The following is a 23015-nucleotide window of genomic DNA, read 5'->3' as shown; positions in this document are numbered from 1 at the left end:
ACGCCGGACCCGGCTGACCGGATCCGGTCAGCTGAGCAGGGCCGCGGCGGCGGCGAGGTCGGCCACCACGGCGGTGGCTCTCGGGTCGTCGGGGGCGTCGGCGTACTCGCCGGTCCGGACCCGGATCGAGCGGGCGCCCACGGCGGCCGCGACGGCGACGTCCTTGCCGGGGCGGTCGCCGATCACGACCAGGTCCGCCGGGTCGACGCCCAGGTCCGCGGCGATCTTCTGGAGGCCGCCCGGGTGCGGCTTCCGGGCGGCGCGTCCGCCGAGCTCGTCGGTGATCACGATCGTGGTGAACGCGCCGGCCAGCGCGGTCGCGTCCAGCTTGGCCCGCTGGATGACCGGGTTGCCGTCGGTCAGGCAGGCCAGCGGGTAGCCGGCCCGGAGCTCGGCCAGCGCCTCCTGGACGCCCGGGTAGCAGGGCAGCCGCCGGGGACGGTAGGTGGTGAACGCGGCGACCAGCGCCGGGATCAGCTCGGCGGCGCGGCCGGGCGGGAGGCCGTAGCCGGTGAGCGCGCGGTCGATGGTCCCGCCCCGATCGGAACCGGCCAGCAGTTCGCGGCGGACCGCGCGGTTCAGGCGGATCGGGTCCAGCCCGGCGGCGATCCCCGCGCGGGCGACCGCGCGGGCCGCCCCGTAGAGGTAGGCGGCCTGCGGATACAGGGTGTCGTCCAGGTCCAGGACGACCGCGGCGGGTCGCCGGCCCAGGCCGATCACGCGGTCCCCGCCAGGCTGCTCCCGGCCGTCCAGGGGAAGGTGCCGTCCGTGTAGTCCGGCTCGTCCAGGGCCAGCAGCGGGTCGAGGGCCGGGTCGGCGAGCAGCCGGGCGACCCGGGTGCCGGTGTGGCCGTCGCCGTAGGGGCAGGGCAGGGCGGCGATCCGGGCCAGCTCGGCCGGCGCGCTCAGGCGGTGGGCCGCGGCGACCGCGCGGGCGGCCTCGTCGTCCGAGCCGATGCCGGTCAGCACGGCGGTGCCGGCCTCGACCCCCTCCCAGCGCGGGGTGGACCGGCGCAGGACGACGACCGGGACGCCCAGGTAGGCGGCCTCCTCCTGGAGCCCGCCGGAGTCGGTGACCACCACGCGGCTGGTCGACAGGGCGTGCAGCAGATCGTCGTACGGAAGCGGATCTTCGCAGGTCAGACCGGGCAGGGCGGTGAGGTGGGGCAGGAGGCCGAGCCGGGTCAGGCGGTCCCGGGTCCGGGGGTGGACCGGGAAGCGGACCGGACCGATTCCGGTCAGCCGCTCGAGGACGCCGGCCAGGCGCCGGAGCCGGTCCGGGTCGTCGACGTTGGACGCGCGGTGGGCGGTGACCAGGACGCCGGTGCGGTCCACCGGCGGTACCGGGCGGACACCCTGGAGGCGCAGGGCGTCGACGACCGGGTTGCCGACCACGAAGATCCGCTGGTCGGGGACGCCCTCGGCGGCCAGGAACGCGGCGGCTCGCGCGGTCGGGGCGAAGTGGAGCTGGGCGGTGGCGGCGGCCACCCGGCGGTTGACCTCCTCCAGGCTGCGCGGGTTGAAGCTACGCAGGCCGGCCTCCAGGTGACCGAACGGGATCCCGGCGCCGCGGGCCGCGAGCGCGTAGGCGGGGACGGTGTGCGTGTCGCCCAGCGCCAGCACCAGATCGACCGGGTGGCCGGCGAGCACCCGGGTGGCCCCGGTGATCAGGGCGGCCAGGCGGCTGGGACCGTCCGGCAGGGTCAGGCGGACGTCCGGGAGCAGGCCGAGGGCACGCTGGACGTCGCCGCTCATCGCGGCGTCCCGGTGCTGGCCGGTGTCGACGGTGGTGACGTCGTGGCCCTCGGCGCGCAGCGCCTGGACGACCGGGGCCAGCTTGATCACCTCGGGGCGGGTGCCGAACGGCACCAGGATGCGGCGCGTCATCGGGCCAGCCCCAGGCCCAGCTCAGCGGGCGCGCCGGTCGGCGCGTGGTTCGCAAAAGCCGAAATATCCGGCATCGGCGGCGCCGCGAAGGCGCCGGGTGTGGCGGCGGTGCCGGGAGCGGGGAAGGCGGCGGGGGCGGCGAAAGCGGCGGGAGCAGCGGAGACAGGCTCGGGCGCCGGGGCGTCGTAGAAGACCTCGGCGAAGTGGCGGGCCATCCGCAGGCCCTCCCGGAAGCCCAGCGAGGGCAGCGCGTCGTCCGGATTCACCATCCCTTGGAGGTACGTGTTCACCACATCGGCCCCGGCCGCGAGCGTCAACGGCAACCCACCCGAGAAGCGCGGGTTGACCTCGACGATCGTCACGTCGCCGTGCTCGGAGACGAAGCCCTGGACGTTCGCCGGCCCGGTGTGCCGCACCGCCCGGAGCGTCGCCGCCACCACCTCGGTCACCGTGACCGACCCGAACGTCGTGCCCTGCACCGAGATGCCGCCGCGGGTCTCCTCGCGCCAGCGCGGCACGCAGGCGACCAGCCGGCCGTCCCGGTCGACCAGGGCGTCCGCGGTGAACTCGCGCCCGCCCAGCCGGGTCTGCACGATCGCCCCGGGCACCGACGCGAACGCGTGGGACAGCTCGCGCGGGTCGTCGACCAGCACGACGTCCCGGCTGCCGCGGCCGCGGGCCGGCTTGACCACCCACGGGCCGGGCACCTGGTGCGCGGTCTCCGCGGTCCAGGCGGTCACCGGGTGTGGCACGCCGGCCTGGTGCAGGGTCGTCGCGAAGGTGATCTTGTCGAGGCAGACGTCGGCGTGCTCCGGCAGCCAGGTGCGGGTGCCGAGCTCGGCGAGGTGGCCGGTGAGCGGGGTCAGCGCCGCGTACTCCTCGGCGACCGTGCAGACCAGCGCGGCCGGGCGGTGCTCGGCGACGATCGCGAGCAGGGCTTCGGCGTATCCGGGCTGGTCGGCGCGGGGCAGCACGGCGGCCCGGCCGGCCAGGCGCAGGCCGACCGCGTCCGGGTTGGCGTCCAGCGCGAGGACCTCCTCGCCGGCCGCCTGCAGCGCGTGGATCACCGCGACCCCGGCGGGGCCACCGGCCCCGGTGACGGCGACGAGCCGGCCGGTCGCCGCGACGCGGTGTCCAGCCGGACCTTGGCCGTAAATACCCGAAATTTCGGGCATGGAAGCGGCGGGGAATGCGGGCGACGTCGGCAGGGTGCCGGCGGGCGCGGTGGAGCTGGGCAGGGTGGCGGCGGGCAGGGCGGGGGAGCGCATCAGCCAGGCGCGGGCCCACAGGCGCAGCGCGATCACGTCGCCCGAGTGGACCGGCTCCCACTGCCGCTCGGCGACCGCCGACGCCAGCGCGTCCAGCACCGAGGTGTCGGTCTCGTAGGACGCCACCGCCAGCAACGTGGCGGTGTGCACCCCGAGCCCCTTCGCCGCCAGCTCCCGGATGATCTCGGCCCGGCGCGCGACGTTCTCGTGCCCCACCCGGTAGTCGATCCGGCGCTGCTCACGACGCTTGGCCAGGCGCTTCGAGAGGGCCTTCGGCAGCACCCGCCGGTGCACGAACGCGGCCACCCGCAGGCCCGGCTCGGGCTCCTCCTTGGCGACCGGCACCCGGTGCCCGAGGCCCGGCTTGGCCCACGCGGCGGGGCGGTCGGCGGTGTGCCGGCCGGAACGGTCCTGCTCGGCGCGCTGTGCGTCGTACATGGTCAGTCCGATCATGATGAGCAATCCGAAAAGGGTGTACGCGAAGTTGATGACCGCGCCGATCCAGTCGTGGAAGAAGATCAGCGCGTCGACGGCCAGGTAGCGGCCGGCCAGCAGGGACAGCACCAGGCGCACCTGGTTGGCGGCCAGCACGAACAGGCTGGCCAGCAGGAACCCGGGCAGCACCTGGGGCCGCTGCCGGAGCGCGACGGACGCGAGCGCGGCCAGGGCCAGGACACTGCTCAGGATCGTGCAGGAGCCGGTCATCTCGGCGACGACCGGTTCCATCCCCGGCCCGAAGACCACGAACGAGTCGCCGAGCACGCCGGAGATCCGGTCGACCCCGATCAGGTCGATGATCCGGGCGGCGAGCGAGACCTCGAAATGCCGGGCGTGGTCGACCAGCAGGACGTAGCCACCCACGCAGCCGGCCACGGCGGCGAACATCTCGAAAAGGACGAGCTGCCTACGCCGTACCGTCGAAGTCGTCTTTCTGGTCTTTGCCTCTGCCGCGAGCCGGCGGGTGAACCGGTCGCTCATGTCGCCCCCGACCGCGCGGTCTTCACCCAGGCGTAGGTGGTGCCCCACATGCCTTCGAAATAGGCTTTCGTCGCGGTCAGGATCGACATGCCGAACGCCGGGATGAAACCGACGAGCGTCCACACCGCCCGCCGTTCCACCCGCCCGAGCACCAGGCCGACCGCCAATTCGCAGAACGGCCCGGCGAACAGCAGCGCGGACAGCGAGATCATCTGGATCGCCGACGAGTCGCCGATGCCGAACGCGTGCAGCGCGATCAGCAGAAGCCCCAGGCCACACAGCACCGGGACGTGGTAGACCCAGAGGAAGAGAATGGTCTCCAGCTTCTCCATCGCGGTCAGGTGCGGGGTGCGCAGAATGGGCCGCCAGTAATCGCGCAGGCATTTCTGATGCCCGCGAGCCCAGCGGTAGCGCTGTTTCCAGAACCGCTGCGAGGACAGCACCGCTTCCTCGAAGTCGACCGCCGACGGGTCGTATCGCACCCGATACCCGTCGAGCAGCAGCCGCAACGTCAGATCGGTGTCCTCGGTGACGGTGTCCGGATTCCAGCCGCCGAGCGCGCGGATCAGCGACGTGCGGACGGCACAGTTCGCGCCGCCGTACGCGGGCAGTTCGAAAAGCGCCTGCCGTCCGTATTCGTTGACCAGATAACCGGACAGATAGTCGATGAAGATCGTCGACGCCAGCGACGACTCCACGCCATTGCGCACGACGCAGCGGCCCATCACCGCGCCGACCTTCTCGTCCCGGAAGTGGCGCACCAGGCGGCGCAGCACGTCCGGCTCCGGCTGATGGTCGGCGTCGAAGATCACCGCGATCTCCGAGTCGGTCAGCGCCAGCGCGTCGTTGAGCGCCCCGGACTTGCCGCCGCCGGCGCCCGGCCGGCGGTGCAGCACCCGCAGGCGCGGGTCGGCCGCCGCCCGGGCGTCCAGCCGCGCGCCGGTCCCGTCGGTGGACGCGTCGTCGACCACCACGACGGTCAGCGCGTGCGCCGGATAGTCCAGCCCGAGCAGCGCCGTGAGCATGCCGTCGACGACCAGCTCCTCGTCCTTGCAGGCGACCAGCACGGCGACCGTCGGCGTGAACGTCTCCACGCCGACCAGCGGCGCGTTGAGGTCCCGCTCGGCCCAGCGGGCGGCGGACACGGCGAAGCCCAGGTGCCGGAAGAAGAAGACCAGGAAGACCAGGTTGAGCACGGTGGCGACCCAGCCGAGCGTGCGGTCGACGCCGAACAGCGCCAGCGCCCCCGCGAACACGACGAGGTGCACCGCCAGCGCGACCCGGAAGTGCGTCCGCGGAGGCCGGTGGCGTCCGCCGGCGGTCATCGCACGCTCTGTTCCTCGTAGGCGGGCATCTCGGCCTCTTCCTCGTAGGCGGGCATTTCGGCCATCGTGAGCTGCGGCAACGGGGCCAGGTCCCAGACGAACCGGGACGGGACGAAGGCCTCGGCGAACCGCACCCGGGCCTGCGCGCCGAAGTGGCGGGCGGACGCGGCGACCACCTCCGGGTCGACCATCGCCGAGTTCTCCACCTGACTGCGGTGACAGGCCAGGGCGGCGAGCTTGCGGTCGAGGTGGGCGGAGATGTCGACGTACAGGGAAGGCTCGAATTTGATCGTGGACGGGCTGCGGTAGTGCAGCACGCGACGGCTGTGCCGGGCCGCGGACAGCGTCGCGGCGGCGACCGCGCGATGATCCTGGTGCGAGTCGTCCGGCGCGTGCACGTAGACGACGTCGGCCTCGGTCTCCCGGATCGCGTTCTCGATCACCATGATGGTGTCCGCGTCGGCGACGACCGCGCAGTCCCGCAGGCGCCCCCAGAGCAGCCGGCAGTCCAGGTTGCGGGCGGCCGCCTCGGCCTCGGCCCGCCGCCCGGTGACCTCGCCGGGCCCGTTCTGGCCGCCGGTGACCACCAGCATGGTCACCGCGTCGCCGGCCGCCCGGTGCGCGGCCAGGGTGCCGCCGACGCCGAGCTCGATGTCGTCGGGGTGCGCCCCGATCGCCAGTACGCTGCGCATCATTATCGGTCAGACCGCCCTACGGCGCTTGCGCCAGAAGACGAAGGTGGCGACCAGACCGGCCATGATCAGCGCGATCAGCGGTCCGGTGCCGTTGCCGCCGGCCGGCAGGCTGACGTCGGTGCCGCAGGTCGGCTTGTGCCAGTTCGCGGTGACCGTCTTGCCGCCGACGTTCCAGGTCGCGGCGGTGTCCTTGCTCAGCCAGCCGGTGGCGAACGTGGCCTTGTGGGTGCCCGGCTCGAAACGCGTGGTGACGTCCGCGGCGGTGCTCTTCGTGCTGCCGCCGCTGACCACGACCCGGTTGTTGTCGCCGGCCGCGATCGAGCCGGCCGAGTTCGCCGTGCTGACGTAGCCGAAGACCGCCCGGTACGTGTTGTCCTTGCTGTTCTGCAGCACGCAGTCGCAGGTCGGGGTGCCGGCCAGGGTCTTCCAGGTGGCCGCGGCCGAGCCGGTGTTCAGCATCAGCGCGGCGACGATCGCGACCACGGTGGCGGCCGCGCCGGTGGCGATCAGGCCACCGCGGCGGCGGAGCGAGGATCGTACGGAACGCATGGGTATTCCTCCGCGGTCGGTGGTGGTCGCGTCACCTCCGATCGGCGGGAGCCGCCGCCGGCTGAGTTCCGGTCAGGTTGCTTCCCGGTGCGCGGCTCGAAGACTCGGGCGAAGAGGGTGGCGGTGAGCACCGCGGCGGGGGCGGCGAGGGCTACCGTGACCGGGAATGATCGGTGCACGTGGTGGGTGATCAGGGCGATCACCGGGACGTGCATCAGATACAGGCTGTAGGAGCAACGGCCGAGCAGCGCGGCCGGGCGGGCGGTCAGCAGGCGGGTCGCGACGGCCGAGCGGGCGGTGGCGACCGCGATCAGCAGCAGGGCGAACGCCGGGGCGATGGCCAGGTCGATCCAGAAGTAGTGCCGCTCGGTCCAGACCGGGCCGCGCCAGGCGATCACGGTCAGGACCGGGGCGGCGGCCAGGGCGGTCAGCCACCACCAGGGCAGCCGCGGCGGGCGGGCGGCGACCCCGGCGGCGAGCAGGCCCAGCGTGAACAGCGGGGCCATCTCCCAGGTGAAACCGGTCGTGCCGGCCGGGCCGGCGATGATCACCGGCAGGCACGCGACGGCCATCGTGGCCGCCGCGCCGAACCGGGCGCGGACCAGCAGCAACAGGGGGAACACCAGGTACAGGGCGGCCTCGACGGCGATCGACCAGAACGCGCCGTTCGGGGCGGGTGCGGCGACGAAATCCTGCAGCAGCAGCGCGTAGACCACCGCGGACCGGCCGTCGGCCGGGTGGATCATCGGCAGCGGGCCGGCCAGCGTCGCCAGCGCCAGGCTGACCAGCAGCGCCGCCCAGTAGGCGGGCAGGATCCGCCGCGCGCGGCGCCGGGCGAAGCCCGTTCCGAGGCGCCAGCCGTCCCGGGCCGGGGCGAGGGCCAGGGAGAAGCCGGAGAGGACGATGAACGCGACGACGGCCAGACGGCCGTGGATCAGCCAGCCGCCCCAGGCCGGGCCGGTGTTGGCCGGGTAGCCGGGGTAGCAGAGCAGGTAGCAGTGGTGCAGGACGACGTACAGCGCGGCCAGGCCGCGCAGCCCGTCCAGGCCGGCGACCCGGTTCCCCCGGGTCACCGCCGTCGGTCCTCGGTCAGGATGAACGCGTCGGCGAGCGGCCCGTCGGCCCGGCGCAGCGCCGCGATCGCCCGGCTGGCCCGGCTCTTCACGGTGCCGATCGAGCAGCCGAGCTGGACGGCGATCTCCTGCTCGGAGAGCCCGGCCCAGTAGCGCAGGACCAGCACCACCCGCTGCGCGCCGGGCAGCGCCCGCAGCGCGGCCAGCACCACGTCGGCGGTGCCCTGGCGCTCGGAGAAGTCGCCTTCTGCCGGCCGGTCGGGCAGCACCGCGGCGGGGATCTCGAAACGCCACAACCGGCGGCCGGCCCGCCACGCCGCCCGGGTCATCACCCGCCGGGTGTACGCCTCCGGATCGCCCTCCGGGTGCAGCTTGCGCCACGCCCGGTACGTCTTGACCAGCGCGTCCTGGGCGAGGTCCTCGCCGTGCCCGGGGTCGCCGGTGAGCAGCGCGCCGTACCGGACCAGCGCGGCGTATCGGGCGGCGACGAACTCGCCGAACGGGTCGTTCACCGCGTACCGAGCCCGAGCAGGTTCGTCAGCTGGCCCAGCGTCGCGGCGCTCAGCCGGACCCGTCCACCGGTCGAGGAGACCGCCTCCTGGCAGCCGTCGCCGGTCGCGATGATCACCGTGGTGGCGTCCGCCGTGCTCGTGCCCCACAGCGACACCGGGGATCCGGACGACGCGGGGCTCGCCCCGACCGGATCGGGTGGGTCCACGACCAGCCGGATGCTCTCCTGACCCGGGCTCGCGCAGGCGTCCGCGTCCCGCACGACGTCGGTCTGCCGGCGCAGCAGCCGCAGCACCTGGTCGACGGTCCCCGGGGCGGTCACCCTGGCCTGCCGGTCGGAGAGCACGAGGACGACCGCGCCGACCTTCGCGGGCAGCGTGAGGACCCCACTGCGGCGCGGGCTGGTCCGGATCGACTCGATGATCGGGCGGTCGCCGGTGCCGTCCATCCGGAGTTGGACCAGCACCTGCGACCAGGGCAGGAGCAGGGCGTTGGAGTAGTTCAGCTCCGGGTAGCGGCCGGTCTTCATCTCCGCAGAGTCCAGGCCGGACTCCAGCCAGCCCGGCTCGCCACCGGCCAGGGTGATCGACACCGGCGGGGTGATCAGGCCGGAGTCGAGCGGGGAGGTGCCGTCCGCCGGGGGGATCAGGGTTCCGCCGGGATTGCGGCTGCGCGCCCGGGAGACCTCGACCGCCGCGTTCTGGCAGCCGCGGTTGCCGGAGCCGATCAGCAGGATGGTCCGGGCCATCGTCACGCACTTGTTGGCGGGGCTGGCCTTGACGACCTTCCAGCCCTCCGGGATCGGGAGCTGCATCGCGCCGGCGACGACCATGCCGTTCACGACCCGCGGCGTGGCCGACTGCTCGACGCCGCCGTTCGCGGCCGGCTGCGGGGTGGCGCCGATCAGCCGCTGGCCGGCGACCAGACCGCCGGCGAGCAGGGCGAACGTTACGATCCCGGCCAGGGCTGCGGTCTTTCGCCGGGCCGCTCGGCCGCGCCGGACCACGGCCGCCAGCGGGTCACGGTGCGCCGGTTCGAGGCCGGCGACCGCGTCGTCCAGCAACTGCCTGATGCGTTCCGTCACCGAGTGCCCTCCGCTGGTCGATGCCTTGTCACCCTTCGAAAGGCATCGGCTTGCGTAAAGGTTCCACGGTTGCGGGATAGCGTTCGTTCATGGCCGGACGGCGATATGTGGCGCGTGGGGTGCCTGGTGGCTACCGGATCTATGACAACAAGGGGCGCCGGTGGTGGGGAGACCACTATGAGGTCTGCCCGGATGAGCTGCTCAGTGAGTTGAACGGGGCTGCCGATCCGGATCGGATCACTGAGCTGTTGCGTCGTTACCGCGCCGTCAAGCGTTAGCCCGTTGTCGGGGGCTGGCTCGCGGTCGGGGGCTGGCCCGCGGTCGAGCGCTTGCCTGTCGCCGGGGCCTGACCCGCGGTCGAGCGCCGGCCTGTCGTCGAGCGCCGGCCTGTCGTCGAGCGCCGGCCTGTCGTCGAGCGCCGGCCTGTCGTCGAGCGCCGGCCTGTCGTCGAGCGCCGGCTTGTCGTCGGGCGCCGGCCTGTTGTCGGGGGCTGGCTCGTGGTTGGGCGCCGGCTCGTTGCCGAGCGGTGGCCCGTCCGGCCCGCGGTCCGGGGGCGTTGGCGCGTGCTGGGCCGATGTTGCGGCACCAGACCGTAGCAGGCTGGCCTGGGAGAACGTCGTTTGTCCACACTGCTGGGTTATCCACAGGCGGCCGTCATGATCTTGAGGCTTTCCGGGACAATGGAACCTGAGGCGGTCAGCCCCCTCTGGGAGGGCGGGGTCTGCTTCTGGCCCTGGCGGAGGGCCGGCATGGAGCGGAGGGCCGGCGCAGGGCGTGGCCGGCACGGCGCGTGGCCGGCACAGTGCGTGGCCGGCACAGTGCGTGGCCGGCACGGGGCGTGGGCCGGCGCAGGGCGTGGCCGGCACGGTGCGTGGCCGGCACGGGGCGTGGGCCGGCAGGGCTCGGTGGCCGGGCGGTGCGGGTTCAGGTGGCGGCGATGAAGTCTCGGAGGTGGGTGGCGCACAGCTGGGGCTGGTCCTCCGGCAGCAGGGTGTAGCTGTCCGGGACCTCGATCAGGCGGCCCTTCGGGAGGGCTCTGGCCAGGCGGGCGCCGTTCTCCGGGCGCATCATGCGGGACTCGGGGGCCCACAGGACCAGGGCTGGGCGGTCGAACGTGGTCAGGCGGGCGGCCGCGTCGACGTATTCGCCGGCTCTCGTCGTACGTAAATATTTCAGTAGGTCTCGCCGGATCGGGCCGGCGGTGAGGGATGGGCGCAACCAGGCGTCCAGGATGTCGTTCGGGATCGGGCGTTTCGACATCAGGCCGAAATTGATCGGGGAGCGGCGTAGGCCGCGGATCCGCAGGGTCTGCAGGGCCAGGAACGTGGCGCCGGGAATCTTCGAGGAGCGGTGGAGGGTGCGGCCGGGCAGGCCGGGTGGGAAGTTCTCGAAGGACTCCTGGGGCAGCAGGACCAGGCGGGCCAGGCGTTTGCCGAGGCCGTGTGCGGCGACCAGCTGCGCGCCGCCCCAGTCGCAGCCGATCAGGGTGACGTCGCGCAGGTCGAGCGCGTCGAGGAAGTCGGCGACCAGGCGGGCCAGGCCGGGGGAGCTGAGGTCGGCGTCCGGGTTCATCGGGACGCGGTGCGCGCCGAGCGGGACCTCCAGGACGATGCAGCGGTGACCGTCGGCGAGGGCGGCGACGACGTGCCGCCACAGGGTGGTGCTGACGAAGATGCCGGTGAGGAAGACCAGGATCGGGCCGTCGCCGCCGGTGTCGTCGTATTCGACCGTCCCGGCGGTGAGAGTGACCTCGCGCATGTGCGAACCCCCGTTCGTCACGGTCGACGCTAATCCCGGGCGGGGCCGCCCACCAGGCAGGCCCGTGACCTCGCGAATTCGGACAGGGAAATGGGCGGACAGGGGCGGGCCGGGGCCGCCGGGTCAGAAGAGGGCGGTCTGGCCCGGGATCGGGTCGCGGCGGCCGGACATCGAGCCGTGCAGGACCCGGGGCTTCAGCGTGTGCGCCCAGGCCGGGACCGGCTCCGGCGGGGCCTCCGGCAGGGCTTCGAGTGGGGCGTCGCCGCCGGTCAGGGCCCACAGGGACGGGCCGAGGTTGATGCCGTGCTCGCGCAGGGCGCGGCGGATCACCAGGTAGTCCAGCGGCAGGCGGGCCGAGTCGAGGGCCGGGATCGGCAGGTCGCGGCGCATGCCCATCAGGCGGCGGTTGCGGGCGACGATCTCCCGGGCCTCGGGGGCGCGGAAACTCACCGCCGCCTGCTCGCCGACGGCGTCACGCAGGGTAGTGGGGTCGGCCGCCCAGGCCTCGTCGACCGAGCCGAACGCCTCCAGCAGGCGGGCTGCGGTTCGGGCGCCGAAACGACGTACCCCCGGAAGGTTGTCGGAAGGGTCGCCACGCAACGCGGCGAAATCCGTGTACTGCCAGGGGTGGACGCCGTAGAGGGCGGGTAGCGACTCGGCGTCGATCAGGACCGAGCGGTCGAAGCCGCCGTTGCGGATGCGCAGCACCGACGTGGTGTCGTCGATCAGGGCGAACGCGTCCCGGTCGCTGGTCATCAGCACCGAGCTCCAGCCCAGCTCCCGGGCGGCCGCGGCGGAACTGGCCAGCACGTCGTCGGCCTCCCAGGCCGGCGGGACGACCGTGCCCACGCCGCACGCGCGCAGCAGGTCGGGTGCGAGCTCCAGCTGCCGGGTCAGGTCGGCGGGCTTGGGCGGCCGGTGCGCCTTGTAGTCCGGGTGGTCGACGCGGCGGGCCGAGTCGCGCGGGCAGTCGAAGCCGACCAGCACCGCGTCCGGCCGCAGCTGGGCGGCGGCGCGCGCGAGGTAGCCGATCAGGCCGCGCAGCGCGGGCGCGGGCTCGAGGGATCCGTCGCTGGCGTGGAAGGCCCGGTGCAGCAGGCTGTTGCCATCGAGGACCAGCAGCAACCCACCCGTGTCCGGCACCCGACGAGCTTACCGGCTCAGATCGTGCTTACGGTGAGTGATCTTTTCCACCACCCCAACGGGGACGAGCCGGCGCAGGGCGAAGACGAACGGGGCGTTGCTGCCGACGGCGTACCGCTGCTTGGGTTTCTCGGCCTCGATCGCGGTGACGATGGTGGCCGCGACGCGCTCGGCGGAGGTGCCGGCTTTCTCGTTGCGGTCCAGCGCGGCAAGCATCTTCTCGAACTCGGCGCGGTGCGGGGAGTCCGCGGCGATGTATTTGGTGCGCCGCTCGCTGATCCCGGTGTTGATCGAGCCGGGTTCGACGGTGGTCAGCCAGACGCCGTACGGCGAGTACTCGTGCCGGGCCCCGTTGGCGAACCCCTTGATCGCCGCCTTCGAGGCGACGTACGACGACCGGTACGCCAGCGGGAACGACGCCAGCATCGACCCGACCATGACCACCCGGCCGTAGCCGCGCTCGCGCATCCCGGGCAGCGCCAGCTGCGCCAGGCGCACCGGCCCGAGCACGTTGACCTCGAACAACCGCCGCAGCGCCGCCATCGGCAGCTCCTCGAACGGGCCGGACTGGCTCTCCCCGGCGTTGTTCACCAGGATGTCGACGCCGTGCAGGGTCGCGGTGAGGGCGGCGATCGAGTCGTCGGAGTTCAGGTCCAGCGCGACGTACTCGACACCGTCCACCGGATGCTTCACCGTGTCCGGGTCCCGGCTGGTGCCGATCACCCGGTAGCCGCGCGCGACCAGCGCGGTGGCGGTGGCGAGACCGATGCCCGACGATGCCCCGGTGACCAGGGCGGTGCGCTTCATTGCAGCAAGATAACCGTTCCTGAGTGGAGCCGGAATCGGGCGCGCGCCGAGATCGCCGCCGGGGCTACAGTCCCATCGCTCGATCGCCGCACACGGGGGAACGCCACACATGAACATCCTCAGACAGGTCACCGTCGCGGTGGCCGTGGTGCTGCTGCTCGGCGGGTGTGACCTGCGCAAGAACCAGGGGCCGGCCGACAACGGGGTGGCCGCGCTGGAACCGGGCGAGATCCTCGGGCAGGCGAAGGACGCGCTCGACAAGTCCTCGTCGTTCCACGTGGCCGGGACCATCGTGATCACCGGTCGCACCGCCGGCTACGACCTCAAGGTGTCCGCCGAGAACCGGCTCGGCACGCTGACGCCGGAGACCGGGAGCCCGGTGCAGATGCTGGTCTCCGGCAAGCGGACCTACTTCAAGGTGGACGAGCGGCTGCTGGCCGGCGCCGTCGGGGCGAAAGAGGCGCATCGGCTCGCGCCGTACCTCGCGGAGTCCTGGGTCGAGCCGGCTCGGGAATACACCGTCTTCGCGGCGCTGACGGTCCCGTTCCAGCGCGACCAGCTGGTCAAAGCTCTGGGCGCGGTGACCAAGGACGAGCGGCCGACCACCTACGAGGGGCATCCGGCGATCGTGCTGCACGACGCGGGCGGCGGCTTCACGTCGCTGTACGTGTCGACGACCGGCGACCCGGTGCCGCTGGCGATGACCGGGGCAGGCGGGGCGAAGGTGGTCTTCACCGAGTACGGCGAAGGCTTCACCGGCCTGATGCGCCCGGCGAGCGGCGACATCATCGTGGTGCCGAACACCTGATCCCGGGCCGGCGGGGCAGAGCGATACAGTCCCATCGCTCGATCTACCGCAACCGGGGGAAACACCACACGTGAACATGATCAGATCGGCCGCCGTCGCGGTGGCCGTCGGCTCGCTGCTGCTCGCCGGCTGCACCGCCGCGGAGGCCGACAAGCCGGCCGCGGTCTCCTCGACGTCCGACAACGGCATCAGCGGCAAGGCCCCGGCCGAGATCCTCAGCCAGGCGAGGAAGTCGCTGGCCGAGGCTACGTCGTTCCACGCCTCCGGCGAGCTGCCCGGAGTCTTCCGGGGCGGCTCCAAGTTCGGGGACGGCACGCCGGTCCCGATCGACCTCAAGGTTTCCGGGGCGAACCAACTGGGCCGGATGACGATCGCCGGGAGCGAGATCCAGGTGCTGGTGTCCGGTGGCCGGACGTTCTTCAAGGTGCCGGAGAAGGCGCTGGTTCCGGTGATCGGCGCGGCTGCGGCGCACCGGCTGGCACCGCGGCTCGCCGCCTCGTGGATCGAGCCGGCGCCGGGGCTCACCTACTTCGACGCGCTGGGGCGGTCCTTCGCCCGCGACCAGCTCGTCACTCTGGAGGGCGACCTCGAGCAGCTGAAACCGGCGAAGGTCGGGGACCGGCCGGCGGTCGGTCTGCGCTCGTCGGCCGGATACGGCGCGACGCTGCTCGTCTCGGCGGTCGGCGAGCCCGTGCCGCTGGTGCTGATCTATCCGGGCGCGCCGCGCGCCGGGAAGGTGGAGTTCACCGAGTACGGCGCGACGTTCCCCGGGCTGGACGTCCCGGCCGCCGCCGACATCATCGCCCTTCCGGCGGGCACGGCCGGGGCCTGACGACGGGCCGGGCCGGCGCGCTGAACTCGCGCCGGCCCGGGTTCGCGAGGGTCAGAGGGAGACGGTCTTGCCGCCGATCGTGACGACCAGGGTGCCGGTGGAGGAGAAGGACCAGGCCAGGGCGCCGCTGTAGGACGCGCAGCGGGAGCCGTTGGTGCCGGACCAGAACTGGTTGGAGCTGTCCGAGTCACCGATGATCCGGTCGTTCGTGCCGCTGCTGAAGCGACACGACGTGTTGTTGCGGAACACCGACGTACCGGCGTCGAAGTTGAAGTTTCGTTCGCCGTTGTCGATGCTCAGGTTGTTCGAGATGGTCAGCGAGCCCGGGTTGCTGTTGTAGGTGAAACCGTGCTTGCCGTTCTGGTAGGCGATGCTGCGCCGCACCACGTGGTTCACCGCGATGTCCTCGCCGCCCAGCTTGTAGCCGTTGCGGTCGCCGGCGCCGGCCTGCGAGCCGTCGGTCAGCGTGCCGTTGTCGTAGGAGAGCGAGTCCTCGATCGTCACCACGCCGATCGCGCCGGTGTCGGTCTTGGTGTAGAGGTCCCAGCCGTCGTCGATGTTGTTGTGTGACACCGCGTAACGGAAGACGTTGCCGCTGCCGACGGTCAGTTTCGCCGCGAAGCCGTCCGCGTCCTCGCCGTCGGAGTCCGCGTTGTCGTGCGACTCGGAGCTGAGGATCAGGTTGTTCGCCGGCCACTGCGCGTTCGGCGTGTCCGACGCGATCCGCGAGATCTGCAGGCCGCTGTCCCGGTTGAACCTGGTCACGGTACGTTCGACGATGTTGTTGCTGCCACCGACGAAGATCCCGTTGTCGCCGGCGCGTTCGACGACCAGGCCGTACAGGCGCCAGTAGTTGCCGTTCAGGGCCAGGCCGCGGTTCGCCGAGTCCTCGGTCTGGGCCGAGAAATTCAAGACCGGAACTTCGCCGGGGTACGCCGAGAGAGTCTTGAGCGAGCCCGAAGCACCGTTGTTCCCGGCCGCGATGGTGACGGTCTGTGCGTAGTTGTAGGTCCCGCCGCGCAGGTAGATCGTCCCGCCGGCCGCGATCCGGGTGATCGCCGAGGTCAGCGTCGTCGGCGCGGACTGGGTGCCGGCCGCGCCGTCGGTGCCGCTCGGGGACACGTAGACGGCGCCGGTGGTCGGCGTGGTGGAGGTGGACGGGGTGGGGGAGGGCGAGGACGACGAGGGCGCCGTGGTCGGCGAGCTGGTCGCGGTGCCGCCCGCGCTGTCGTCCACGACGACGTCGTCGAAGCGGCCGGCCGCGTACTCGGTGAGCAGCCCGATCCGCCCGCTCGCGATCGACGAGTCGGTCGCGCTGCCGACGCTCGTGCCGTTGACCGAGCCGCTGATCGTGGTGCCGTTGACGGTCAGCTTGAGGGTGTAGAACGTGCTGGTCGAGATGGTCTGGGCGAGGCTCGCCAGGACCGTGATCGCGCTGCCGTTCATGGCTTCCAGCTGGACCTTGTTGCCGCCGGTCAGCGACAGCCGGTACATCTTGGTCGCGCCGGCGGCCCGGGCGGTCAGCGCGACCACCCCGCTGGTCGAGCCGAACGCGGTGGCCTTGACCCGGGCCTGGACGGCGTAGTTGGTCCAGGACGCGGTGCCGCCGAATTCGCGGGCCCGCTCGCTGGTGGTGTCGGACTGCTGCAGGACCTGGGTGCCGTCGGTGACCACCGACCAGGTGCCGCCCGATTTCGACCAGGCGCTGGTCGATCCGGATTCGAAGTCCGCGCTGAACACGGTCGCTGCCTCGGCGGTCGCCACGGTTACGGCGAGTCCGGCAATGACCAGTGCGGCGAGTGCGGAGGCGCCGGCCAGCCGGCGCATCCGGCGCGCGCGTACGGATGGTGCCATGCGATTTTCTCCCTGTCGGAAAGAGATACCGCCGGGCATTCTTCAGGCGCTGCTCTATTTGCAGTCGTTTGCATGACGGCGCGGCTCTGACCTGCGCCGCGGCCTGATTTCTGGGGATGAAATGCCGGCGGTACGGGGGAACGAAAGTGTTGCCGTGACCGAATCTCCCACCACCGGAAGAGGCCAGTCAACGATTCTCATTTGCAGGTTTGTTGCAGGAGCGTCGATGTGGTGGATCTTTGTCGCGAATGTCTGACCATTGCCAATTGTCTATTTGGTGACTCCATGTATCTGGAATTCGTGCTTATGGTGTGCGGCGTTGCACCACTCGTGCATCGGTCATGCACCTCCGAGGGGGAAGGGGGCGGCCATGCCGCGTCTCCTGCACGGAAAAATCGTCACCGACGAAGAACTGGCCAAGGCGAACGGCGAACTCGCCGGCTTCAGCGCCCGGTCGGCGTCGCTCTTCGCGGTGACCAAGCCGGTCGAATCGCACCACTTCGACTTCCTGTTCCCGACGCTGCAGGACGACGACGCGAACCTCCTGCCCGAAGCGGCGAACACGCCGGACCTGCTGAAGAAGCTCGGCGCGACGATGGTCGACGCCGACGTGGCCGGCCAGGACAGCCCGATCCCGGCGGCGTACACGTACTTCGGGCAGTTCGTCGACCACGACATCACCCTGGAGTCCGGGGCCTCGGCGACGATGGAACAGCTGCTCGACCCGGGTATGACCCCGCTGTCGCTCAGCGACATCCGCTACGCCCTGCGCAACCTGCGCACCGGTGAGCTGGACCTGGACAGCGTCTACGGCGCGCCCGCGCCGCGGAACCCGGCGGACGCGTCGAAGATGCTGCTCGGCAACGTCGTCTCGCTGAACAACCCGAACCTGCCGTTCCGGCGCCCGCCGGGCAAGAGCGACGACAACGACCTGCCGCGCGAGCCCACCTCGGACGACATCGAGCACGACCGCGCGGCCCTGACCGGGGACCCGCGCAACGACGAGAACCTGATCATCGCCCAGCTGCACGTGGCCTTCCTCAAGGCCCACAACAAGCTGGTCGACCAGGGGTTCTCGTTCAACGAGGCGGGCCGGATCCTGCGCCAGCACTACCAGTACATCGTGGTGCACGACTTCCTGAAGCGGATCGCCGAGCCGGCCGTCGTGGACGACATCGTCGACCACGGCAACCGGTGGTTCGACCCGGCGGCCGAGCCGCTGCGGATGCCGCTGGAGTTCTCGGTGGCCGGCTACCGGCTCGGCCACACGATGGTGCGCGCCGAGTACGACTTCAACGTCAACTTCAACACCCGGCCCGGCGGCCGGCAGGCGAGCCTGGAGCTGCTCTTCACGTTCACCGCGCTCAGCGGGGAGCTGGGCACCTTCGAGCGGCTGCCGGACAACTGGATCATCGAGTGGGAGAACATCATCGGCAGTGCCGGCGTGATGAAGGCCCGCAAGCTCGACACCAACGTCGCCGCGATCGGGGAGCGGGCGCTGTTCGCCCTGCGCAAGGTGGACGGATCGCCGGAGACGCCGCCGGACGCGGGCCGCCTGGCGGTGCGCAACCTGCTGCGTGGCTACCGGCTGCGGCTGCCGACCGGGCAGGCCGTGGCGCAGGCGCTCGGCCTGCCGGTGATGACCAAGGACGAGGTGATCGCGGCGGCGGGCAGCCCGGAGCAGGTGACCGCGCTGACGAACGGGGGCTTCGAGTCCCGTACGCCGCTGTGGTTCTACGTCCTGGCCGAGGCGAACCACGCGCACGGCGGCGAGCGGCTCGGCCCGGTCGGCAGCACGCTGGTCGCCGAGGTGCTGATCGGACTCGTCCGCCGCAGCCAGGACTCGTTCCTGCGGCAGCCGGGCTGGAAGCCGTCGCTGGCGTCGGCCACGGCCGGCACGTTCGAGCTGGCCGACCTGCTGCGCTTCGCCGGGGTGCTCTCCGGTGGCGCGCCGCAGCAGCCGCCCCAGCAGCAGCCGCCGGCGCCGACGACGTACACGGTGAAGAAGGGGGACACCCTCGGCGGCATCGCGAAGGCGCAGCTCGGCGACACCAACCGGTGGCCGCAGATCTTCGTGCAGAACCGGGCCATCATCAAGAACCCGAACCTGATCTTCCCCGGCCAGGTGCTGCACCTGCCGCCGAAGACGCCGGTCGGCACGATCCCGCGGCTCTACACGGTGAAGAAGGGCGACACGCTCAGCGGCATCGCGAAGGCGCTGCTGGGCAAGGAGAGCCGGTTCCCGGAGATCTTCAACCTGAACCGGGCCATCCTGTCCAACCCGGACCGGATCATCCCGGGTCAGGTCCTGGTGATTCCAGCGAAATGACGAACCGCGAGCCGCCCGCCGGGTTCGGCTCGTGCCGGATGTCGCCGTGGTTGGCCTGCGCCAGCCCGCGGACGATGTAGAGGCCCAGGCCCGTGCCCTTGACCGAGGTCGCATCCCGGTCGGCGCGGGCCAGGCGCTCGAAGAGGCGGTCCCGGAACTCCTCCGGGACACCGGGACCGCTGTCCTCGACCGTGATCTCCACCCGCTCCGGGGTGCCGGCGACCCGCACGGCGGTGGCGCCGCCGCCGTACTTGCGGGCGTTGGTCAGCAGGTTCACCAGGATCTGCTGCAGGTGGCCGGGGTGGCAGAGCACCCGCGCGGCCGGCCCGGACACCGGCACCGCGGCGGCGTCCGCCGCCCACAGCGCCCGGCCGATCTCCGCCCGCACGTCCAGCGGCCGCCGGTCCGCCCGGATCTTGCCGGATTCGATGGTGACCATCGCCAGGACCTCCTGGACGATCTCGTCCAGGTTTCCGGCCTGCCGGGCGATCGCGTCGATCGCCCGGCCCCGGCGCTCGTCGGTCAGCGCCGCCCAGTCGTCGACGAGGATCTCCGCGTTCCCCCGGATCGACGTCAGGGGGTTGCCGATCTCGTGGCCGAGCATCCCGATGATGTCGAGTTTCAGCTGGTTGGCGGCCTCCAGCTCGGTGTTGCGCTCGGCCAGCACGGCGGATGCCGCGTCCCGGGCCTGCTCGGCGGCGCGGCGGGCGGTGATGTCGGTGAGCACGCCGACGATCAGCTTCGGATTCCCGTCCCGGTCGCGGACCAGCGAGATGGTCGCCTCGACCGGCACCCAGCGGCCGTCCGCGTGCGCGATCCGCGCCTCGGTCGTGTACGACTCGCTGTCGCCGGCGAACAGCCCGGCCAGCAGCGCCCGGTGCGCGACCAGGTCGTCCGGGTGCAGCAGGTCCCGGTCGTGCAGGCCGGCCAGCTCCGCGTCGGCCCGGCCGATCATCGCGGCGTACGCCCGGTTCGCGCTGATCAGGGCGCCGTCCAGGGCCGAGATGGTCTGCCCGACGCCGGTGTTCGCGAACTGGGCGCGCAGCCGCTCCTCGCTCTCGGCCAGGGCCTGCTCCGCCTCCCGGGCCGCGGTCTGGTCCGCGTTCACCTCGAGGACCTGGGAGTGGTCCGGGTCGAGGTGGTGCAACACCTGACGGCTCAGGACATTGACGGTACGGCCGTCCGCCGTCACGTGATCCAGCCGGCCGTTCCAGAAGCCGCCGGTGCGGAGCGCGTCCTCCTGCTCCGGCGCGCTCCCTCCGTACGGGAAAGTGGTGTGCAGCAACCGGTGCGCCGAGCGGCCGGAAGCCGCGGCGAGAGGCCAGCCGTAGAGGCGCGTCGCGCCGTCGTTCCACCAGCGGATCGTCCCGTCCAGATCGCGGACGATGACCGCCGCCGGGATCAGCTCGAACAACCGGGCGGTCCGGCGCAGCTCGGCGTCGGCCTCCCGGGCCGCGGTGACGTCCTCGACCTGGTTGACCACGTAGCGCGGCCGGTCGAACTCGTCGGTGACCACGGCGACCCGCACCGACACCCAGATGACCCGGCCGTCCTTGTGCCGGTAGCGGCGCTCGGCGGTGAGCGTGTCGATCTCCCGGTCGATCATCCGGCGGGCGAACTCGTGGGTGCCGGCCACGTCGTCCGGATGGGTCAGATCGGCGAACGTCATCCCGGTCAGCTCGTCCGCGGACCACCCGGTGATCGCCGTCATCGCCGGGTTGGCCTGCAGATACCGCCCGAAGTCGGCCGGCCGCAGGCTGCACAGGGTCAGGCCGAGCGGCGAGTTGTCGAAGGTCAGCCGGAACCGCTGCTCGCTGATCTCCAGCTCGCGCAGCGCGGCGGCGTTGCGGGTGGCGTCGTCGGCGTGCCGCAGCGCCGCGCTCAGGCTGTCGGCGAGCAGGGCCAGCTGCTGCTCGTCGGTCTCGCCGAAGACGTAGGGCTGGGCGGCCGAGACCTTCAGGACGCCGATCACCTCCCGGTCCGCGTACAGCGGCGCGATCAGCATCGCGCCGATCCCCAGCTGCTCGCACATGGCCCGGTTGACCCGCGGGTCGTCGGCGGTGTCCGCGCAGTGCGCGGGGGCGCCGGTGGCCAGGGCGATCCCGCTCAGCGACCCGGCCCGCGGGATCCGGGTGCCGGTGAACGCGGACAGGGTGCCGGCGGTGGCGACGTACGCCAGCTGGTCGCCCTCGACCAGCTCGACCGCGGCGCCGTCGGCCGCCGGGAACAGGTCGACCGCGCGGGCGGCGACGACCCGTACCGTCGAATCCCGGTCCGTGGCCGCCGCGGTGACCTCGCGCTGCACCGCCAGGGTGGCCCGCAGCCGCCGCACCTCCCGCTCGGTCGCCTCGTCGGCGGCCCGCTCCGCGGTCACGTCGCGCAACTGGACCACCGCGGTGGCCGGGCCGTGCTCGTCGGCGATCACCGAGGTGTGCGCGGCCACCGTCAGCGGGGTGCCGTCCGAGCGCTGCAGGACGATCTCGCGGGCCCCGCGGATCCGCTCGCCGGCGGCCATGATGTCCAGGTTGCGCTCCAGCTCCTCGCTCGGCCCGCCGGGGACCAGCACCTCGAAGCGCATGCCGGCGGCCTGCCCGTCGGTGTAGCCGAACAGCAGGCAGAACGCCGGGTTGGTGAGCAGGATCCGGCCGCGCTGCTCGCCCCGGACGCCGAGCACGATCCGGGCGATCGGGCTGTTGTCGGCGACCTCGGCGAACTGCCGCTCGCTGCGCTCCAGGCGGGCCATCGCGGTCAGCGTCGCGGCCTGCTCGCGCTCCAGGGCCTCGACCGCCGCGGTGGTCCGTCGCAGCAGATCCTGCCGGATCGCGGTGTCCTCGGCGTGCCGCAGCGCGTTGCCGACCGCGTCGGCCAGCAGGGTGAGCTGTTGATCGTCGCCGTCGGAGAACGCGTCCGGCCGTCTGCTGCCGACCACCAGCACCCCGAACGTGCCGCTGCCCGGCGCCCGCAGCGGCGCCATCACCAGCGAGCGCATCCCGGTGGACCGGGCGATCCCCGGATTCACCCGCGGATCGTCGGTGGTGTCGTCACACCGGACCGCGGCGCCGCTGGTGATCGCCACCCCGGCCAGCGAGTCGGTGACCGGCACGTCCGGCAGCGGCGGGCCGACCGCGGCGGCCGAGCGCAGCAGCCCGGCCTCGGCGTCCAGCAGACGGACCGCCGCGGTGTCCCCGGTCGGCAGCACCTGCAACGTGCGGTCGGCGATCAGCTGGACCAGGGCGTCCCGGTCGGCGGCCACCGCGCTGATCTCCCGCTGCACGGCGATCGTGGTGCGCAGCCGGTCGGCCGCGGTGACCAGCAGCTCCCGGGTGCGGTGTTCGGTGGTCACGTCGGCCAGCTGGGCGAGCAGCTGCAACGGGGCGCCGGACGCCGAGCGCAGCGGGGTGACGGTCAGGTGGCACCAGAGGAGGTGACCGGTTTTGCCCACGTACCGGAAATCCTGCCGGAAAGCCGGAGTCGCGCCGCTCGCCATGCCCCGCAGCATCGCCGCGCAGGCCTCCCGGTCGTCCGGGTGGGTGACCGCGCCGAGCGTGAGCGCGGCCAGCTCGGCGCCGGTGTAGCCCAGCATCGCGGAGACGGCCGGATTCACCCGGACCCACGCGCCGTCGGTGTTCAGCACCGCCATGCCGATCGGCGACGAGTCGACCAGCGTGCGGAACCGGGCCTCGCTGTCGGCGAGCGCGGGCCGGGCGCTGCTCTCCACGATCTCGGCGACCAGGAACGGGTGGCCGGCGTCGTCGTGGACCATCACGTTCTGGCTGACGATCCAGACCCGCGAGCCGTCCCGGCGGATCAGCACCCGCTCCATCGCGGTTACGCTCAGCTCGCCGCGGACCATCGCCTCGAACAGCGCGGTGACCGGGCCCGGGCCGTCCTCGTCCAGCAGCATCAGGCAGGAGTGCCCGAGCAGCGCGTCCCGGGGGTAGCCGACCAGGTCGCAGAACGCGTCGTTGACCGCGGTGAAGGTGCCCTGGTCGGCGCCGGTGAGGCTGAGCACGAGCTTCGGGACGGGGCTGCGGTCGAAGGCGTGCGCGAGCAGCTCGACCGGCTGGCCCGCCAGCCGCCGGCCTGTCACCCCCGGCCGGAACCCGACACTCATAT

The 23015-nt window shown here is 72.4% G+C and carries 18 protein-coding genes; 4 read left to right on the top strand and 14 right to left on the bottom strand.

Features of this window, described 5'->3' with window-relative positions; genetic code table 11:
• Positions 1-27 precede the first annotated feature (27 nt).
• From L3i22_RS35210 to L3i22_RS35170, 9 genes are all read right to left on the bottom strand, one after another.
• On the bottom strand, positions 28-720 hold the full coding sequence (locus L3i22_RS35210) for an HAD family hydrolase (RefSeq protein ID WP_221321803.1): 693 nt from the start codon (positions 718-720) through the stop codon (positions 28-30).
• The gene (gene wecB / locus L3i22_RS35205; protein WP_221321802.1) at positions 717-1886 is read right to left on the bottom strand and encodes a non-hydrolyzing UDP-N-acetylglucosamine 2-epimerase; all 1170 of its coding nucleotides are present in this window, start codon (positions 1884-1886) and stop codon (positions 717-719) included. The genes L3i22_RS35210 and wecB overlap by 4 nt, the downstream gene beginning before the upstream one ends.
• Positions 1883-4039, bottom strand: a complete 2157-nt coding sequence (locus tag L3i22_RS35200; protein WP_221321801.1) for an ATP-grasp domain-containing protein — start codon at positions 4037-4039, stop codon at positions 1883-1885. The genes wecB and L3i22_RS35200 overlap by 4 nt, the downstream gene beginning before the upstream one ends.
• A gap of 89 nt (positions 4040-4128) precedes the next feature.
• Complete coding sequence (locus tag L3i22_RS35195; protein ID WP_221321800.1) at positions 4129-5457, bottom strand: glycosyltransferase; 1329 nt, start codon at positions 5455-5457, stop codon at positions 4129-4131.
• A complete protein-coding gene (locus L3i22_RS35190) occupies positions 5454-6149 on the bottom strand; it encodes a PIG-L deacetylase family protein (RefSeq protein ID WP_255657395.1) in 696 nt (231 codons plus the stop codon). The genes L3i22_RS35195 and L3i22_RS35190 overlap by 4 nt, the downstream gene beginning before the upstream one ends.
• Before the next feature lie 9 nt (positions 6150-6158).
• Positions 6159-6701: a hypothetical protein gene (locus L3i22_RS35185; protein WP_221321799.1), complete on the bottom strand. Its 543-nt coding sequence runs from the start codon at positions 6699-6701 to the stop codon at positions 6159-6161.
• Positions 6659-7774: an acyltransferase gene (locus L3i22_RS35180; RefSeq protein ID WP_221321798.1), complete on the bottom strand. Its 1116-nt coding sequence runs from the start codon at positions 7772-7774 to the stop codon at positions 6659-6661. The genes L3i22_RS35185 and L3i22_RS35180 overlap by 43 nt, the downstream gene beginning before the upstream one ends.
• Positions 7771-8286 carry a SigE family RNA polymerase sigma factor gene (locus tag L3i22_RS35175; RefSeq protein ID WP_221321797.1) on the bottom strand — a complete coding sequence of 172 codons (516 nt, stop codon included), beginning with the start codon at positions 8284-8286 and terminating at the stop codon, positions 7771-7773. The genes L3i22_RS35180 and L3i22_RS35175 overlap by 4 nt, the downstream gene beginning before the upstream one ends.
• Entirely contained in the window at positions 8283-9368 is a 1086-nt protein-coding gene (locus tag L3i22_RS35170) for a hypothetical protein (protein WP_221321796.1), read from the bottom strand. The genes L3i22_RS35175 and L3i22_RS35170 overlap by 4 nt, the downstream gene beginning before the upstream one ends.
• An 89-nt stretch (positions 9369-9457) precedes the next feature.
• On the opposite strand from L3i22_RS35170, the gene L3i22_RS35165 reads away from it, so the two are divergent.
• Positions 9458-9646, top strand: a complete 189-nt coding sequence (locus L3i22_RS35165) for a hypothetical protein (RefSeq protein ID WP_221321795.1) — start codon at positions 9458-9460, stop codon at positions 9644-9646.
• 646 nt (positions 9647-10292) lie between these two features.
• Here L3i22_RS35165 and L3i22_RS35160 read toward each other — a convergent pair.
• From L3i22_RS35160 to L3i22_RS35150, 3 genes are all read right to left on the bottom strand, one after another.
• Entirely contained in the window at positions 10293-11126 is an 834-nt protein-coding gene (locus L3i22_RS35160; RefSeq protein ID WP_221321794.1) for an alpha/beta fold hydrolase, read from the bottom strand.
• A 123-nt stretch (positions 11127-11249) separates the two neighbouring features.
• Positions 11250-12269 carry a 5'-3' exonuclease H3TH domain-containing protein gene (locus L3i22_RS35155; RefSeq protein WP_255657394.1) on the bottom strand — a complete coding sequence of 340 codons (1020 nt, stop codon included), beginning with the start codon at positions 12267-12269 and terminating at the stop codon, positions 11250-11252.
• 9 nt (positions 12270-12278) lie between these two features.
• Positions 12279-13076 (bottom strand): SDR family oxidoreductase, encoded by a 798-nt coding sequence (locus L3i22_RS35150; RefSeq protein WP_221321793.1) that lies wholly within the window; start codon positions 13074-13076, stop codon positions 12279-12281.
• Between the two features lie 109 nt (positions 13077-13185).
• On the opposite strand from L3i22_RS35150, the gene L3i22_RS35145 reads away from it, so the two are divergent.
• Positions 13186-13884, top strand: coding sequence for a hypothetical protein (locus L3i22_RS35145; protein WP_221321792.1), 699 nt, complete (start codon positions 13186-13188; stop codon positions 13882-13884).
• A 70-nt stretch (positions 13885-13954) separates the two neighbouring features.
• The gene (locus tag L3i22_RS35140) at positions 13955-14716 is read left to right on the top strand and encodes a hypothetical protein (RefSeq protein ID WP_221321791.1); all 762 of its coding nucleotides are present in this window, start codon (positions 13955-13957) and stop codon (positions 14714-14716) included.
• A 51-nt stretch (positions 14717-14767) separates the two neighbouring features.
• Here the strand turns inward: L3i22_RS35140 and L3i22_RS35135 are convergent, their stop codons facing one another.
• Positions 14768-16570 (bottom strand): cellulose-binding protein, encoded by a 1803-nt coding sequence (locus tag L3i22_RS35135; protein WP_221321790.1) that lies wholly within the window; start codon positions 16568-16570, stop codon positions 14768-14770.
• Between the two features lie 370 nt (positions 16571-16940).
• Here L3i22_RS35135 and L3i22_RS35130 point away from each other — a divergent pair, with 370 nt between their 5' ends.
• Complete coding sequence (locus tag L3i22_RS35130) at positions 16941-18899, top strand: LysM peptidoglycan-binding domain-containing protein (protein WP_221321789.1); 1959 nt, start codon at positions 16941-16943, stop codon at positions 18897-18899.
• On the opposite strand, the gene L3i22_RS35125 is transcribed toward L3i22_RS35130, so the two are convergent.
• Complete coding sequence (locus L3i22_RS35125) at positions 18862-23013, bottom strand: PAS domain S-box protein (protein ID WP_221321788.1); 4152 nt, start codon at positions 23011-23013, stop codon at positions 18862-18864. The two genes, L3i22_RS35130 and L3i22_RS35125, sit on opposite strands and share 38 nt — an antisense overlap.
• Positions 23014-23015: the final 2 nt, after the last annotated feature.

This window comes from Actinoplanes sp. L3-i22, assembly GCF_019704555.1.
GTDB lineage: Bacteria > Actinomycetota > Actinomycetes > Mycobacteriales > Micromonosporaceae > Actinoplanes.
The sequence above is the reverse complement of the archived record's forward strand: the minus strand, read 5'-3'. Positions and strand labels throughout refer to the sequence as shown.